The sequence below is a fragment of the Streptomyces sp. NPDC021212 genome (genome assembly GCF_044332925.1).
Lineage (GTDB): Bacteria > Actinomycetota > Actinomycetes > Streptomycetales > Streptomycetaceae > Streptomyces.
The window spans coordinates 801,812-817,298 of sequence record NZ_JBIRPZ010000001.1 but is presented as its reverse complement, the minus strand read 5'-3'; the positions used below and the strand labels follow the sequence as shown (position 1 = coordinate 817,298).

Sequence of the window (15,487 nt, the reverse complement as noted above, 5' to 3'; positions counted from 1 at the left end):
CTCTTCACAGCTCGAAGCCTTCGGGGAACGGGTCGTCGGGGTCGCGCAGATACTGGGCGGTGCCGGTGACCCAGGCGCGCCCGGTGACGGTGGGCACCACCGCGGGCCGTCCGCCGACCGTGGTCTCCTCGACCAGCCGGCCGGTGAAGTGGGTGCCGATGAACGACTCGTTGCGGAAGTCGGTGTGCAGCGGCAGCAGCCCGCGGGTGTGCAGCTGGGCCATGCGGGCGCTGGTGCCGGTGCCGCACGGTGAGCGGTCGAACATGCCCGGGTGGATGACCATGGCGTGCCGGGACCGACGTGCGTCGGATCCGGGGGCGGCCATGTACACATGGTGGCAGCCGCTGATCTCGGGGTTGCCGGGGTGGACCGGGCGGGCCTGTTCGTTGATGGCGGCCATGATGGTCAGCCCGGCCTCCATGATCCGGTTCTTGTGGGCCCGGTCGAAGGGAATCTTGAGGTCGTCCAGCTCGACGATGGCGTAGAAGTTGCCGCCGAAGGCCATGTCGTAGCCGATGTCGCCGAACGGCGCGGTCTTCACGGCACGGTCCAGGGCGAGCGTGAACGAGGGTACGTTGCGCAGCGTCACCCCGCGCGCCGCGCCCCGTTCGACGGCCACCTCCACCACGACCAGCCCGGCGGGGGTGTCCAGCCGGATGGTGGTGACGGGTTCCTCGACGGTCACCATGCCCGTCTCCACCAGGACGGTGGCGACGCCGATGGTGCCGTGTCCGCACATCGGCAGGCAGCCGGAGGTCTCGATGAAGAGCACGCCCCAGTCGGCGTCGGGGCGGGTCGGCGGCTGGAGGATCGCCCCGCTCATCGCCGAGTGGCCGCGCGGCTCGTTCATGAGGAACCGGCGGACGTGGTCGAGGTGTTCCATGAAATACCGGCGCCGGTCGAACATGGTGGCGCCGGGAATCACCCCGGCGCCGCCCGTGATGACACGGGTCGGCATTCCTTCGGTGTGCGAGTCGACGGCGTGGAAGACCCGGTCGCTGCGCATGGGTTCAGACGAGCCCTTCCGCGAGGGCCTGCTCGGTGGCCTTGCGCACCGTGGCGGCGTGTTCGGGGGTGAGCGGTACGCGCGGGTGGCGGCAGGGTCCGCCGTAGCGTCCGGCGATGTCCATGCTGAGCTTGATCGCCTGGACGAACTCGGTCCTGGCGTCCCAGCGCAGCAGCGGGTGCAGGGTGCGGTAGAGCGGGAGCGCCAGGTTGAGGTCGCCCGCGGTGGCGGCCCGCCACAGCTCGGCGCAGGCGCGCGGGAAGGCGTTGGGGTAGCCGGCGATCCAGCCGGGCGACCCGGAAACGGCCAGTTCCAGGGCCACGTCGTCGCTGCCGCACAGCACATCGAGCCCGGGGGCCAGCTCGTGGATCCGGTAGCCGCGGCGGACATCGCCGGTGAACTCCTTCACCGCCACGATCAGCCCCTCGTGGTACAGCTCCGCCAGCAGCTCGGGCACCAGGTCGACCTTGGTGTCGATGGGGTTGTTGTACGCCACGACGGGCAGCCCGGCCCTGGCCACCTCCCGGTAGTGGTCCAGCACCGCGCGCTCGTCGGCGCGGTAGGCGTTGGGCGGCAGCAGCATCACCGCCGGGGCGCCGGCCTCGGCCGCCTGCTCGGCCCAGCGCCGCGCCTCGTCCGCGCCGTAGGCCGCCACCCCGGGCATCACGGTGAAGCCTTCGGGGGCGGCCTCGATCGCGGTGGTGACCACGCGGGCCCGCTCCTCGGCGGTCAGGGTCTGGTACTCGCCCAGGGAACCGTTGGGGACGACACCGTGGCAGCCGGCGTCCGCGAGCCAGGTGAGGTGTTCGGCGTAGCCGTCGAAGTCGACCGCGAGCCTGCCGGTCGTGTCCTCGCGCAGCGGCAACGCCGTCGCGACGAGCACCCCGTGCCATGACTTGGCCTGTGCGTTCATGCGCCCTCCTCGTCGTGGTGTGGCATGGTTCCGCGCGGTGAGTTCCGCACGTGTCCGAGCGGCACCGGCTGGGCGATGGGTCTGGCGGCCAGCCCGCGCAGGTCCTCCTCGGTGACGTCGCGCCCGGCGTGGGCGGCGGTCAGGGCGGCGGTGGCGTAGCCGCACACCCGGCCCTGGCACAGGCCCATGCCGGGGCGCGCGCACATCTTCACCGCCCGTGGATCGGTGGCCCCGAGGTCCTTCACCGCATGGCGGATGGCATCGGCGGACACCTCCTCGCAGCGGCAGACGGCGGTGTCCTCGGTCAGCCACTCCCGCCAGCCGGGCCCGACCGGATACGCCTCGTGCAGCGCGGCGGCGAAGCCGCGCCGGGCGGCCCGGAGCCGCAGCAGCCGGGCGACGCGGCGCGGGTCGGGGCGGGCGCCGGTGGTGGCGTACGCCGCGTGCAGCCCCGCCAGCTCCCCCTCGGTGCAGGCGAGCTGGGCACCGCCGACCCCGCATGCCTCGCCCGCCACATAGACGCCGGGCACGGTGGAGCGCTGCCGGGTGTCCACGCGGGCGGTGAGGCTGCCGTCGGCGTCCCGGTGCATCGCGCAGCCGAGCTGCAGGGGAAGTTCGGTCTGCGGGGTGAAGCCGTAGCCGACGGCCACGGTGTCGCATTCCAGCGCCCGCCGGGTTCCGGGCTCGATCCGCCACCTGTCGTCGAGCCGTGCCACCACCGCCCCGGTGACGGTGTCCTCCCCCTGGGCCCGGACCACCGTGGTGCGGGTGCGGTACGGAATCCGGTGGCGCCGCAGCGTCCGCAGGTAGTGGGCGCCTTCGGCGAGTTTGGCGGTTGCGCGCAGGGTGGTGAGCGGGTGGCGGGCGAGGGCGGTGGGCCGCCCGGCCTCGAAGACTCCGAGCACCGTGGCCCCCGCCTCGGCCAGGCCGGCGGCCACCGGCAGCAGGAAGGGCCCGGTCCCGGCGACGACGATGCGCCGGCCCGCGACGACGCCGTGCCCCTTGAGCAGGGCCTGCACACCACCGGCGGTGTAGACGCCGGGCAGGGTCCAGCCGGGGAAGGGCAGCTGTCGGTCGTACGCGCCGGTGGCCACGATGACGGTACGGCTGAGGACTTCGCGGGACGCGCCGTCGTTCAGGGCGTGGGTGACGAAACCGCCGGGGATGCGCTCGATGTGCCAGATGGCGTGGCCCGGGAGGTGGTCGAGGCGGGCGCGGTGGGTGTGTGCGGCCGTGCGCAGCCGCTGGAAGAGGGGCCAGTCGTGGTGCGCGGCGCCGTCGTCGGCGGGGCGGTGGCGCCAGTACTGGCCACCGGGGCGGGGGCCCGCGTCCAGCAGCGCGACCCGGGCGCCGTGGGCCGCCGCGGCGGTGGCCGCGGACAGCCCGGCGGGCCCGGCGCCGAGCACCGCGATGTCGTGAAGAACACTGCCGGGCTCAGCGGGTTCAACAGGCAAGGTCGGCACGGCCCGCTCCCTCCTGGGTCTCCACCACGTCCCCCGGCGCGGCCTCGACCAGACACGCGCGGTGGTTGGGGCGTCCGTTGACGGTCACCAGGCAGTCGAAGCACACGCCGATGCCGCAGAACATCCCGCGTGGATCGCCGCCTTCGCGGGTGCGCCGCCATGAGCGCTGCCCGTCGGCGATGAGCGCGGCCGCGATGCTCTGGCCGGGCTCGGCCTGAATCGTCCGGCCGTCGAAACGGAAGGTGAACGGGGCCCGGTTCACGCGGCGGCCTCCTCGAATCGCTGCGGGCGAAACGGTGTGAGGGACAGATCCGGTGCCCGGCAGGTGAGCGCTTGCGCGAGCAGATGCCCGGTGGCGGGGGCCAGGCCGATCCCGGCGCCCTCGTGGCCGCAGGCGTGGACAAGGCCCGGGGCGCGGGGGTCGGGCCCGATCACCGGCAGATGGTCGGGGCAGTAGGGGCGGAAGCCCAGATAGCTGCGGAGCAGCGCGACGTCGGAGAGGAACGGGAAGAGACCGATGGCCTGGTCCGCCAGCCTCCGCAGCACGGGCAGCGCCACACTCCGGTCGAACCCCACGCGCTCCCGGCTGGCGCCGATCAGGACGGTGCCCGCCCGGGTGCCCTCGACCACCACCGAGGTCTCCAGACCGGCGTCGTCGCTGGCGACGTTGGCCACGTACTCGGCGGTGTAGACCTTGTGCCGTACGACGCGCGGCAGCGGTTCGGTGACCAGGATGAACCCCTTGCGGGGCAACACCGGCACCGGTGCCCCGGCCAGGTCGGCGATCCGGCCGGCCCAGGTGCCCGCCGCGTTGACGACCCATCGGGCGTGCAGGGCGGGCAGGGTGGCCGAGTCGGTGCGCACCCCGGTGACGGCGCCGCTCCCGTCCCGGAGGAAGCCGGTCACGCTCACCCCGCTGTGGACGGTCGCGCCCCGGGCGCGCGCGTGGCGCAGCAGGTGTGCGGCGGCCAGCACGGGCTGGACCTGCGCGTCCTGCGGGTAGTGGGCGCCGCCCGCCACCTCGCGGGTCAGGTTCGGCTCCAGTGCGGACAGTTCGTCCGGGCGGACGTCCACCGCCTCCACCCCGGCCGCGCGCTGACGCGCGGTGAGCTGCCGCAGCCCCGCCGCGGTGGCGTCGGAACCGGCCACCACCACACCGCCCTTGGCGTGGTATTCGATGACGGCGGCCCCGAGCTCGTCCCGGATCGCCCGCCACAACCGGGAGGACAACAGCGCCAGCTCCAGTTCGGGCCCGGTCTCCTTGTCGGACACCAGGATGTTGCCCTCGCACGCACCGGTCGTTCCGCCGCCGATCGCGCCGCGGTCCACCACGGTGACGCGCAGCCCCGCTGACGTGCAGTAATACGCGCAAGCCGCGCCGATGATGCCCGCCCCGACGACGAGCACATCCGGGAGGCGGGGAATGCCGGGTCGGGAACTCGTACCGGTCATGTCGGTAGCATGTCATATTGCACTGCCTCTGGCCAGTGCATGGCAACGTTGTATGGCTAGAATTCGCCGCCACGGCACATGGCGAGGGAGGAGTGCACGTGGCTACGGGGGGATGGCAGCCGCCGAACAATCCTGGGCAGGGAGGCGGGCCGTACGGGCCGCCGCCGCAGAATCCGTACTACGGGCCGCCGCCGCAGAACCCCTACGGTCCGCCGCCGCCCGCCCCTTACGGTGTGCCGCCGCAGCCGCCCGGCCCGTATCGGCCGGCCCCGGTGCGCCGCCGCCGGTGGTGGCTGCTCTCGCCGCTCATCCCGCTGGTCCGTTCGGCGAACCGCGTGGCGAAGCGGCTGTTCGACAAGGAGGGCGGCGGGCGGGTCCGCGACCAGCTCGTCGACAAGGTCCAGCTCACCCGCTCCGCCCTCGGCGTTCTCTCGACCCTGGCGCTCGTCTACATGTACGGGGCCGACGGCGGCTGGAGCGGTGCGGCGACCGACGGTGCCGCCAATCTCTTCGCGACCCCGCTCCTGCTCCTCCTCACCGGACCGCTGGTCGTGCTGGGCTTCATCCTCTACGCGCCCGCGCACCGGCGCCCGGTGCTGCGCTCCCGGCTGCACGGCCCGCTCAAGACGGTGGGCTGGTACGTGCTGACGCTGGGAGCCTTCGGTGTCTTCATCTATGTGGCGGGCCAGACGACGCTGCTGCACGGGCTGCACGGCGTGATGTTGTTCGTGGTCGGCTTCTCGCTGATGGCCGGGCTGCCGTGGGCGCTGGTGTTCTTGTTCCTGGCATCCGCGTACGTCGCGCGCAGCGCCTTCAACACCGCCTATGTGCACGCCGCGCTGCCGCCCGTGCTCACCGGGATACTGGTGTGGCTGATCGCGGGCTTCAACCTGCTGTCGGACGGGTTGCCCAACGGGCCGCTGCCCGCCCAGCTGTGCGCCGCGTTCGGCGGCCCGCTGTCGGTGACCGCGCTGTCGCTGTGGGAGCTGCGGCGGCTGCGTACGCACCACGGCGTGACCGTCCGCGACTGAGCCACCGTCACGCGGCTGAGCCGCCGTCAGGGCCCCGGCCGTCAGGACACCTCCGGCGGCCAGGCGCCCGGGGCCAGCACGCCGAGCACATAGGCCCGGGCCACCAGCTCCGCGCGGTTGCCGACGCCCCAGCGCCGGGAGAGCCGGGTGAGGTGGTAGTTGACGCCGTCCGCGGTGAGACCGGTCTGCCGGGCCATCTGTGCGGTGGTGTGGCCGCCCGCCGCGAGCGCGAGAATCCGGGCCTCGACGGGGCCGACCCGCTCCGGTTCGACGGGCACGGTGTCCGCCGCTTCGTCGGCCCGGGGCCGGGGTTCCTCGCCGAGCACCCGCAGCAGCACCAGCAGCCACAGCGGGGTGTCGGTGTCGCTCACGGTGTCGGCGGTCAGTTCGCCGTACCGCCGCACCCCGTCCGGCGACTGCCACCGCACCTCGATCGGGTAGCGGGAACGGCGGCCGAGCCGGACCGCCTCCACGATGCGGTACACCTGATCGGCCGCGCTGGGGTGGAACAGCTCCAGCACGTTGCGCCCCGACAACTGCCCGGGGGCCGCGCCCCATTCGGCCGCCATCGCCGGGTTGGCCATCAGGATCTCGCCGTCCGTGCGGCATACCGCGCACGGCACCGGGACCCGGTCGAAGAGCAGCAGGGAACGGTTGCGCCAGACGACCCAGTCCTCACCGCCGAGGATCTTCCTCGCCGCCTCCGGCAACTCGTCGTCGTTCATGCCGGGCCTCGCTCTTGTCGGTACCGCCTTTTGATACTTCGGACGGTGCGTGCGCAAGTCCGTCGCACCATCCGGCACTACAAAATCATGTAGTGCGACGTACGCGCGGTGTGGTCCGCCGGGGCGAGGCTGGAGACATCCCCCGCATGGAAGGCATCGCATCGTCATGACCGAAACCCCCCTCCTTCCGGCCGAGACCGCCGACGGCAGCGGCGCCGACAGCCATGGCGCCGACGGCATACCGCTCGTCGACATCTCCCAGCACACGAACAACACCCCGGTCCAGCAGGCCATGGAGCTGACGCGGCGCCACGGCCCGGTGCTGCGACGGCGGCTGCACGGGACCGACATGCTGTTCGTCAGCGACCCCGATCTGGTGGCGGAACTCTGCGACGACGAGCGGTTCGCCAAGTACGTCAACCAGTCGCTGGAGAACGTCCGGGAGTTCACCCACGACGGGCTGTTCACGGCGTACAACGACGAGCCGAACTGGGCGAAGGCGCATGACATCCTGATGCCCGCCTTCGCGCTCGGCTCGATGCGCACGTACCACCCGGTGATGCTCCAGGTGGCGCGGCGGGTGATCGACACCTGGGACGCCCGCGCGGCGAGCGGGGATCCGGTCGCGGTGACCGACGACATGACGCGGATGACGCTGGACACCATCGGTCTCGCCGGGTTCGGCTACGACTTCGGCTCGTTCGACCGCGCGGAACCGCATCCGTTCGTCCAGGCCATGGTGCGCTGCCTGGAGTGGAGCATGCGCAAGGTGGCGCGCCGCCCGGACGTGGACTACAGCGAGGAGGACGAGGCGTTCCGCGCCGATACGGCGTATCTCACGTCCGTCGTCGACGAGGTGATCCAGGCCCGGGTCGCCGCGGGCGAGACGGGCACCGACGATCTGCTGGGGCTGATGCTCACGTCCACGCATCCGTCCGACGGCACACCGCTGGACCACGCCAACATCCGGGACCAGGTGATCACCTTCCTGATCGCGGGTCATGAGACCACCTCGGGCGCGCTGTCCTTCGCCCTGCACTACCTCGCCAAGAACCCGGGCGAGCTGCGCCGGGTGCAGCGGGAGGCGGACGCGCTGTTCGGCTCGGGCGCGGACCCGGAGCCGACGTTCGAGCAGGTGGGGCTGTTGCGCTACACCCGCCAGGTGCTGAACGAGGCGCTGCGGCTGTGGCCGACCGCGGCCGCCTTCTCCCGGCAGGCGCGCGAGGACACGATGCTCGGCGGGCGCGTTCCGATGAAGGCCGGGCAGCCGGCCATCGTGCTCACCCCGATGCTGCACCGCGCCGCGGTGTGGGGCGACAACCCGGAGCTGTTCGACCCCTCCCGCTTCGACCCGGAGGCCGAGGCGGCGCGTCCGGTGCACGCGTACAAGCCGTTCGGAACCGGTGAACGGGCCTGCATCGGGCGGCAGTTCGCGCTGCACGAGGCCACCATGCTGCTCGCGATGCTGATGCACCGCTACCGGCTGATCGACCACGCGGACTACCGGCTGCACGTCAAGGAGTCGCTCACCCTCAAGCCCGAGGGTCTCACCCTGCGGCTCGTCCCCCGCACCCCGGAGGAGCGGGCGGTGGCGGCGGCCGGCGCGGCGGCAGAGAACACCCCCGCACGGGACGCCTCGCTGCCCACCCGGGTCCACCAGGACACCGGTGCGCTGCTGCTGTACGGCACCAACTTCGGGACCTGCCGCTCCTTCGCCGAGGACCTGGCCGCCGATGCCGACGGGCTGGGCTGCGCCACCGAGGTCGCCCCGCTCGACCATTACGCGGGCGGGCTGCCCACCGACCGCCCGGTGGTCATCACCGCCGCCTCCTACAACGGGCAGCCCACCGACGACGCCGCCGCCTTCCTGGCCTGGCTGGAGACGGCCGGTCCTGGCGCGGCGGACGGCGTGAGCTACGCGGTACTCGGGGTCGGCGACCGCAACTGGGCCGCCACGTACCAGCGCGTGCCGACCCTGATCGACGAGCGGCTGGCCGCCCTCGGCGCCACCCGGCTCGCCGACCGGGCCGCGGCCGACGCCTCGGGCGATCTCAGCGGCACGGTCCGGGACTTCCGGATGCGGCTGCGCACCGCCCTGCTGGAGCGCCACGGCGACCCTGCCACCGTGGGCGCGGCCCCGGGCGACGCCACGGACGACTGCCCGGCGTACACCGTCACCGAGGTCACCGGCGGGCCGCTGGACGGCCTGGCGCGGCAGCACGGCATGGTGGCGATGGAGGTCACCGAGACCGGCAGCCTCAGCGATCCCTCGTATCCGCGCGTCAAGCGGTTCGTCCGGCTGGCCCTGCCCGAGGGGGTCACCTACCGCACCGCCGACCACCTCACGGTGCTCCCGGCCAACGATCCCGCCCTGGTGACCCGGGCCGCCAAGCTGCTCCACGCCGACCCGGAGACGGTGCTCAGCATCGTGCCCACCCGCCCGGGCCGCCGCGGCGGTCTGGCGGTGGACCGGCCGGTCCGCGTACGGGAGCTGCTGACGCACCACGTGGAGCTGAACCACCGTCCGAACGCCGAGCAGCTGGCCCTGCTCGGCGAGCTGAACCCCTGCCCGCCGGAGAAGGCGGCGCTCGCCGCGCAGACCCCGGGAGAGCGCACCCTGCTGGACCTGATCGAGGCCAACCCGGCACTGCGCGAGACGCTGACCTGGCCGGTGCTGCTGGAGCTGCTGCCGCCGCTGCGGCCGCGCCACTACTCGGTCTCCTCCTCCCCCGCCGTCTCACCGCGCCATGTCGATCTGATGGTGTCGCTGCTGCGCGACGAGGCGAGCGGCTTCCAGGGCACCGGCTCCGGCCACCTGAACGCGGTGCGGCCCGGGGACACCGTGCTGGCCCGGGTGCAGCCCTGCCGTGACGCGTTCCGCGTCGGCCACGCGCCGGACCGGCCGGTCATCATGGTGTCCGCCGGCACCGGACTCGCCCCCTTCCGCGGCACCATCGCCGACCGGCGGGCGCATCTGGAGTGCGGCACCCCGCTCGCCCCGGCGCTGTGCTACTTCGGCTGCGACGCGCCGGACGCCGACTATCTGCACGCCGCGGAGCTGCGTGCCGCCGAGGCCGCCGGTGCCGTGTCCATGCGCCCGGCGTTCAGCCAGGCCCCGGTGGACGGCCATCGCTTCGTCCAGCACCGCATCGCCGCCGACGGCGAGGAGATCTGGCGGCTGCTGGCGGAGGGCGCCGCGGTGTACGTGTGCGGCGACGGCGCCCGGATGGCCCCGGGTGTGCGGGATGCGTTCCGGTCGGTGTACGCGGCCCACACCCCCGGCGCCGACGACGCGGCGGCGCAGCGCTGGCTGGACTCCCTGACGGCCGAGGGCCGGTACGTGGAGGACGTCTACGCCGGATGACCGGCGAGGTTCAGTCGCCGGCAGGGCGGGCGCGCACATGCATGCGCTCGCCCTGGGCGCCGAAGAGGCTGAGGAACTCGACGGGCTGTGCGCTCGCGCTGGCGAAGCCGTGGGGCGTACGGGTGTCGAACTCGGCGGCCTCGCCCGCGGTGAGGGTCAGATCGTGCTCGCCGAGTGCCAGGCGCAGCTTGCCGGAGAGCACGTACAGCCACTCGTAGCCCTCGTGCACCGCCTGCGAAGGCCGGTCGTCGGCGCCCGACGACCGGCCGGGCAGGATCTGCTTGTAGGCGTGCAGTCCGCCGAGGTAGCGGGTCAGCGGCACGAACGTCTGCCCGTGCCGGGTGAAGGGGCGTGGATAGATGCGGGGGTCGCCGGTGGGCGGCGCGCCGACCAGCTCGTCCAGCTGAACGCCATGGGCCTTGGCCAGGGGCAGCAGCAGTTCCAGCGTGGGCTTGCGCTGCCCGGACTCCAGCCGCGAGAGGGTGGAGAGCGAGATCCCGGTGGTCTCGCTCAGCTGGGCCAAGGTGGCTCCGCGCTCCCGCCGCAACGCCCGCAGCCGCGGGCCGACGGCGTTCAGCACCCCGGGAATGTCGTCGTCTGCCATGACCCCATTTGCCGGTGCGGCAAGAAATTTTGTCAAGCGTCGTCGATCACCACCGGGTACTCACCAGGTGACGGGCAGCTCATGGGCCCCGTAGATGACCATGTCGCTGCGCATCGGCACCTCGTCCGGCGCCACCGCGAGCGCGAGGTCCGGGAACCGGCCGAGCAGCCCTCGGTAGCCCGCCGCCAGCTCGATCCGGGCCAGGTTCTGGCCGAGGCACTGGTGGATGCCGTATCCGAACGCGAGGTGGCTGCTGCGGGGGCGGCCGACGTCGAGCCTCTGGGGCTCGTCCACCAGTGCGGGGTCCCGGTTCACGGCCGGGACCGAGACCGCCACGCTCTGGCCCGCAGTGACGGTGACGCCGCCGATCTCGACGTCCTCCAGCGCGATGCGGACCGGGAAGGCGTTGACGATGCTCAGGTAGCGCAGCAGCTCCTCCACCGCGCCGGGCACCAGCGCGTCGTCCTCGCGCAGCCGCCGCATCTGCTCGGGGTTCTGGAGCAGGGTGAAGGTGCCGAGGCTGAGCATGTTGGTGGTGGTCTCGTGGCCGGCGATCAGCAGCAGCGCCGACATATTGATGATCTCGACGTCGGACAGCTCGCCGACCGAGGTGAGGTACGAGATCAGATCGTCCTGGGGAGCGCGCCGTTTGGCGGCGGTCAGTTCGCCGAGGAATTCGGTGATCGTACGCATGCCCTGGTCGAACTGGCCGCCGCTCTGATCCTGGACCAGGATCTGCGCGCTGGCCCGCTGGAACGTCTCGCGCTCCGCGTAGGGCACGCCGAGCATTTCGCAGATCACCAGCGAGGGCATCGGCAGTGCGAAGTGTTCCACCAGGTCGGCCGGTTTTCCCGCGGCCTCCAGGGCGTCCAGACAGTCGGTCACGATGCCGTCGATCCGGGGTTCGAGTGCGCGCATCCGCCGTACGGTGAAGTAGCGGGTGAGTAACCCGCGATAGTGACCGTGTTCGGGCGCGTCCATGCTGAGAAACGACCCCGGCCCGTTGCCACGGTTCTCCCGGACGGTCTGCGAGATGGGCCGCACCGTGTCGTCGCCGCGCCACCGCTCGGCGCTGAAGCGCGGGTCCCGCAGCACCTCGCGGGCCTCCTGGTATCCGGTGACCAGCCATCCCGTACTGCCGCCGACGAACCGGAGCGGGCTGACGGCGGGCCCGGTGATCAGTGCGGGCGCGGGGTCGACGTAGTTGGCGCGCTGCTTGGGGTACGGCGGCGCCTGGTGGGGCGGCGGGGCCTGGTGGGGCGCGGACGACGGGGCACTCACGATGGTCCTCCTCGGAACGGCTCGCGGAATCTCCCGGGGAACGCCGTTCGGTCCCCCGGGCACCATGCCCGAGGTGCGAACTGGATCACAAGGGTGCCGTCAGGCGTGCTGGGCAGCAGTAGTGTCGCGGACAGCCTTGTGTTCGTACCGGGCAGTAGGACGGGCGTAAGAAAGGGATGGGACATGTTCCGGAAGGTTCTGGTCGCCAACCGAGGAGAGATCGCCATTCGGGCGTTCCGCGCCGGCTATGAGCTGGGGGCGAGAACGGTCGCGGTGTTCCCGCACGAGGACCGCAACTCGCTGCACCGGCTCAAGGCCGATGAGGCGTACGAGATCGGCGAGCCGGGTCATCCGGTGCGGGCCTATCTGTCCGTCGAGGAGATCGTGGGCGCGGCGCGGCGGGCGGGCGCCGACGCGGTGTACCCCGGATATGGCTTCCTGTCCGAGAACCCCGACCTCGCGCGGGCGTGCGAGGAGGCGGGGATCACCTTCGTCGGCCCGAGCGCGGAGACGCTGGAGCTGACCGGCAACAAGGCGCGGGCGGTGGCCGCGGCCCGGGCGGCGGGGGTACCGGTGCTCGGCTCCTCGGAGCCCTCCTCGGACGTGGACGAGCTGGTGCGGGCGGCGGAGGAGCTGGGCTTCCCGGTGTTCGTCAAGGCGGTCGCGGGCGGTGGCGGGCGCGGGATGCGGCGGGTCGAGGAGCCCGGGCAGCTGCGCGAGTCGATCGAGGCGGCGGCCCGCGAGGCCGAGTCGGCGTTCGGCGATCCGACGGTCTTCCTGGAGAAGGCGGTCGTCGAGCCCCGCCACATCGAGGTGCAGATCCTCGCCGATGCCGAGGGCAATGTCATGCACCTGTTCGAGCGGGACTGTTCGCTCCAGCGCCGCCACCAGAAGGTCATCGAGCTGGCCCCCGCCCCCGGCCTCGACCCGGAGCTGCGCGAGCGAATCTGCGCGGACGCGGTGAAGTTCGCCCGGCAGATCGGCTACCGCAACGCGGGCACCGTGGAATTCCTGCTGGACCGCGACGGCAACCACGTCTTCATCGAGATGAACCCGCGGATCCAGGTCGAGCACACGGTGACCGAGGAGATCACCGATGTCGACCTCGTCCAGTCGCAGATGCGGATCGCGAGCGGGGAGACGCTGCCCGGCCTCGGCCTGTCGCAGGACACCGTCTATCTGCGCGGCGCCGCGCTGCAGTGCCGGATCACCACCGAGGACCCGGCCAACGGCTTCCGCCCGGACGTCGGCATGATCAGCGCCTACCGCTCACCGGGCGGCTCGGGCATCCGCCTCGACGGCGGCACCACTCACGCCGGCGCCGAGATCAGCGCGCACTTCGACTCGATGCTGGTGAAGCTGACCTGCCGGGGCCGCGACTTCGGCCATGCCATCGGGCGGGCCCGGCGCGCGGTGGCGGAGTTCCGTATCCGCGGGGTGTCCACCAACGTTCCGTTCCTCCAGGCCGTGCTGGAGGACCCGGACTTCCAGGCCGGGAAGATCACCACGTCGTTCATCGAGCAGCGGCCGCATCTGCTGACCGCACGGCACTCCGCCGACCGCGGCACCAAGCTGCTCACCTATCTCGCCGACGTCACGGTCAACAAGCCGCACGGCCCGCGGCCCCAGCTGATCGAAGCGGCCGGGAAGCTGCCGCGGGTGCCCGACACGGCGCCGCCCGCCGGGTCGAAGCAGACCCTCACCGAGCTGGGCCCGGAGGGATTCGCGCGGTGGCTGCGCGAGTCGCCGCGGATCGGCGTCACCGACACCACCTTCCGCGACGCACACCAGTCGCTGCTGGCCACCCGCGTCCGCACCAAGGACCTCCTCGCGGTGGCCCCGGCGGTGGCGCACACCGTGCCGGAGCTGCTGTCGCTGGAGTGCTGGGGCGGCGCCACCTACGACGTGGCGCTGCGGTTCCTCGCCGAGGACCCCTGGGAGCGGCTGGCCGCGCTGCGCGAGGCGGTGCCCAACATCTGTCTGCAGATGCTGCTGCGCGGCCGCAACACCGTCGGATACACCCCGTACCCGACCGAGGTGACGGACGCCTTCGTCCACGAGGCCACCGCCACCGGCATCGACATCTTCCGCATCTTCGACGCCCTCAACGACATCGGGCAGATGCGGCCCGCCATCGAGGCGGTGCGGGACACCGGCAGCGCGGTCGCCGAAGTGGCGCTGTGCTACACCAGCGATCTGTCCGATCCGTCGGAGAAGCTCTACACCCTGGACTACTATCTGCGGCTCGCCGAGCAGATCGTGGACGCGGGGGCGCATGTGCTGGCCATCAAGGACATGGCGGGGCTGCTGCGCGCCCCGGCCGCCGCGAAGCTGGTGTCCGCCCTGCGCCGGGAGTTCGACCTGCCGGTTCACCTCCACACCCATGACACCGCGGGCGGACAGCTCGCCACCTATCTGGCCGCGATCCAGGCCGGTGCGGACGCGGTGGACGGGGCGGTGGCGTCCATGGCGGGCACCACCTCACAGCCCTCGCTGTCGGCGATCGTGGCCGCCACCGACCACTCCGAGCGGCCCACCGGCCTGGACCTGGAGGCGATCGGCGGTCTTGAGCCGTACTGGGAGAGCGTGCGCAAGGTCTACGCGCCCTTCGAGGCGGGCCTCGCCTCCCCGACCGGGCGGGTGTACCACCACGAGATCCCCGGCGGCCAGCTGTCCAACCTGCGCACCCAGGCCATCGCGCTCGGCCTCGGCGACCGCTTCGAGGACATCGAGGCGATGTACGCCGCCGCCGACCGCATCCTCGGCCACCTGGTCAAGGTCACCCCGTCCTCGAAGGTCGTCGGCGATCTCGCGCTGCACCTGGTGGGCGCCGGGGTGTCGCCGGAGGACTTCAAGGCCGAGCCCAACAAGTTCGACATCCCGGACTCGGTCATCGGCTTCCTGCGCGGCGAGCTGGGCAGCCCGCCCGGCGGCTGGCCGGAGCCCTTCCGCACCAAGGCGCTGGAGGGCCGCGCCGAGGCCAAGCCGACAGTCGAGGAGCTGTCCGCAGAGGACCGGCAGCACCTCGCCGACGACCGCCGCCGGACCCTGAACCGGCTGCTCTTCCCCGGTCCGACGAAGGAGTTCGAGACCCACCGGGAGACGTTCGGCGACACCAGCGTGCTGGACAGCAAGGACTTCTTCTACGGGATCCGCCCGGGGAAGGAGTACGCGGTGGACCTCGAACCCGGAGTCCGGCTGCTCATCGAGCTGGAGGCCATCGGCGAGGCCGACGAGCGTGGCATGCGTACGGTGATGTCCACCCTGAACGGCCAACTGCGCCCGATCCAGGTCCGGGACACCTCCGCGGCCTCCGACATCCCGGCCACCGAGAAGGCGGACAAGAGCAACCCGGGCCATGTGGCCGCGCCGTTCGCCGGGGTGGTGACGCTGACCGTCACCGAGGGCGACCAGGTCGAGGCGGGTGCCACCGTGGCCACCATCGAGGCGATGAAGATGGAGGCCACCATCGCCGCGCCGAAGGCCGGCCGGGTCTCGCGGGTGGCCATCAACGCCATCCAACAGGTGGAGGGCGGTGACCTGCTGGTCGACCTCGGCTGAGGCGGGCTTCGGACCCCGGCCCGGTGGAGGATTCAGACCACCGGGCCGGGGTCTTGCCAATATTTTGGCAACCGTTGACAAGGTTGC

General features: G+C 72.3%; 11 protein-coding genes. 3 read left to right on the top strand and 8 right to left on the bottom strand.

Translation table 11 applies throughout. From position 1 onward, the window contains the following. Window positions 1-4: 4 nt before the first annotated feature. Genes ACH4SI_RS03230 through ACH4SI_RS03210 form a run of 5 tightly spaced genes read right to left on the bottom strand, consistent with a single transcriptional unit; the run spans window position 5 to window position 4,834 of the window. On the bottom strand, window positions 5-1,006 hold the full coding sequence (locus tag ACH4SI_RS03230) for a proline racemase family protein (RefSeq protein ID WP_398291918.1): 1,002 nt from the start codon (window positions 1,004-1,006) through the stop codon (window positions 5-7). 4 nt (window positions 1,007-1,010) lie between these two features. Next, on the bottom strand, window positions 1,011-1,919 hold the full coding sequence (locus ACH4SI_RS03225; RefSeq protein ID WP_398291916.1) for a dihydrodipicolinate synthase family protein: 909 nt from the start codon (window positions 1,917-1,919) through the stop codon (window positions 1,011-1,013). Then, on the bottom strand, window positions 1,916-3,382 hold the full coding sequence (locus ACH4SI_RS03220; RefSeq protein WP_398291914.1) for an FAD-dependent oxidoreductase: 1,467 nt from the start codon (window positions 3,380-3,382) through the stop codon (window positions 1,916-1,918). Before ACH4SI_RS03220 ends, ACH4SI_RS03225 begins: the two co-directional genes overlap by 4 nt. Beyond that, the gene (locus ACH4SI_RS03215) at window positions 3,363-3,644 is read right to left on the bottom strand and encodes a (2Fe-2S)-binding protein (protein WP_398291912.1); all 282 of its coding nucleotides are present in this window, start codon (window positions 3,642-3,644) and stop codon (window positions 3,363-3,365) included. The genes ACH4SI_RS03220 and ACH4SI_RS03215 overlap by 20 nt, the downstream gene beginning before the upstream one ends. Then, window positions 3,641-4,834 (bottom strand): NAD(P)/FAD-dependent oxidoreductase, encoded by a 1,194-nt coding sequence (locus ACH4SI_RS03210; protein ID WP_398291910.1) that lies wholly within the window; start codon window positions 4,832-4,834, stop codon window positions 3,641-3,643. Before ACH4SI_RS03210 ends, ACH4SI_RS03215 begins: the two co-directional genes overlap by 4 nt. A 98-nt stretch (window positions 4,835-4,932) precedes the next feature. Here ACH4SI_RS03210 and ACH4SI_RS03205 point away from each other — a divergent pair, with 98 nt between their 5' ends. Beyond that, window positions 4,933-5,865, top strand: a complete 933-nt coding sequence (locus ACH4SI_RS03205) for a hypothetical protein (RefSeq protein ID WP_398291908.1) — start codon at window positions 4,933-4,935, stop codon at window positions 5,863-5,865. A gap of 41 nt (window positions 5,866-5,906) precedes the next feature. Here the strand turns inward: ACH4SI_RS03205 and ACH4SI_RS03200 are convergent, their stop codons facing one another. Beyond that, window positions 5,907-6,590: a PAS domain S-box protein gene (locus tag ACH4SI_RS03200; protein ID WP_398291906.1), complete on the bottom strand. Its 684-nt coding sequence runs from the start codon at window positions 6,588-6,590 to the stop codon at window positions 5,907-5,909. A 166-nt stretch (window positions 6,591-6,756) separates the two neighbouring features. Between ACH4SI_RS03200 and ACH4SI_RS03195 the strand changes: the two genes are divergently transcribed. Beyond that, entirely contained in the window at window positions 6,757-9,954 is a 3,198-nt protein-coding gene (locus ACH4SI_RS03195; protein WP_398291904.1) for a cytochrome P450, read from the top strand. A 10-nt stretch (window positions 9,955-9,964) separates the two neighbouring features. On the opposite strand, the gene ACH4SI_RS03190 is transcribed toward ACH4SI_RS03195, so the two are convergent. Beyond that, window positions 9,965-10,558, bottom strand: coding sequence for a helix-turn-helix domain-containing protein (locus tag ACH4SI_RS03190; protein ID WP_398291901.1), 594 nt, complete (start codon window positions 10,556-10,558; stop codon window positions 9,965-9,967). 60 nt (window positions 10,559-10,618) lie between these two features. Further along, window positions 10,619-11,839, bottom strand: a complete 1,221-nt coding sequence (locus tag ACH4SI_RS03185; protein WP_398291899.1) for a cytochrome P450 — start codon at window positions 11,837-11,839, stop codon at window positions 10,619-10,621. A gap of 183 nt (window positions 11,840-12,022) precedes the next feature. On the opposite strand from ACH4SI_RS03185, the gene ACH4SI_RS03180 reads away from it, so the two are divergent. Then, a complete protein-coding gene (locus ACH4SI_RS03180; RefSeq protein WP_398291897.1) occupies window positions 12,023-15,400 on the top strand; it encodes a pyruvate carboxylase in 3,378 nt (1,125 codons plus the stop codon). Window positions 15,401-15,487 lie beyond the last annotated feature (87 nt).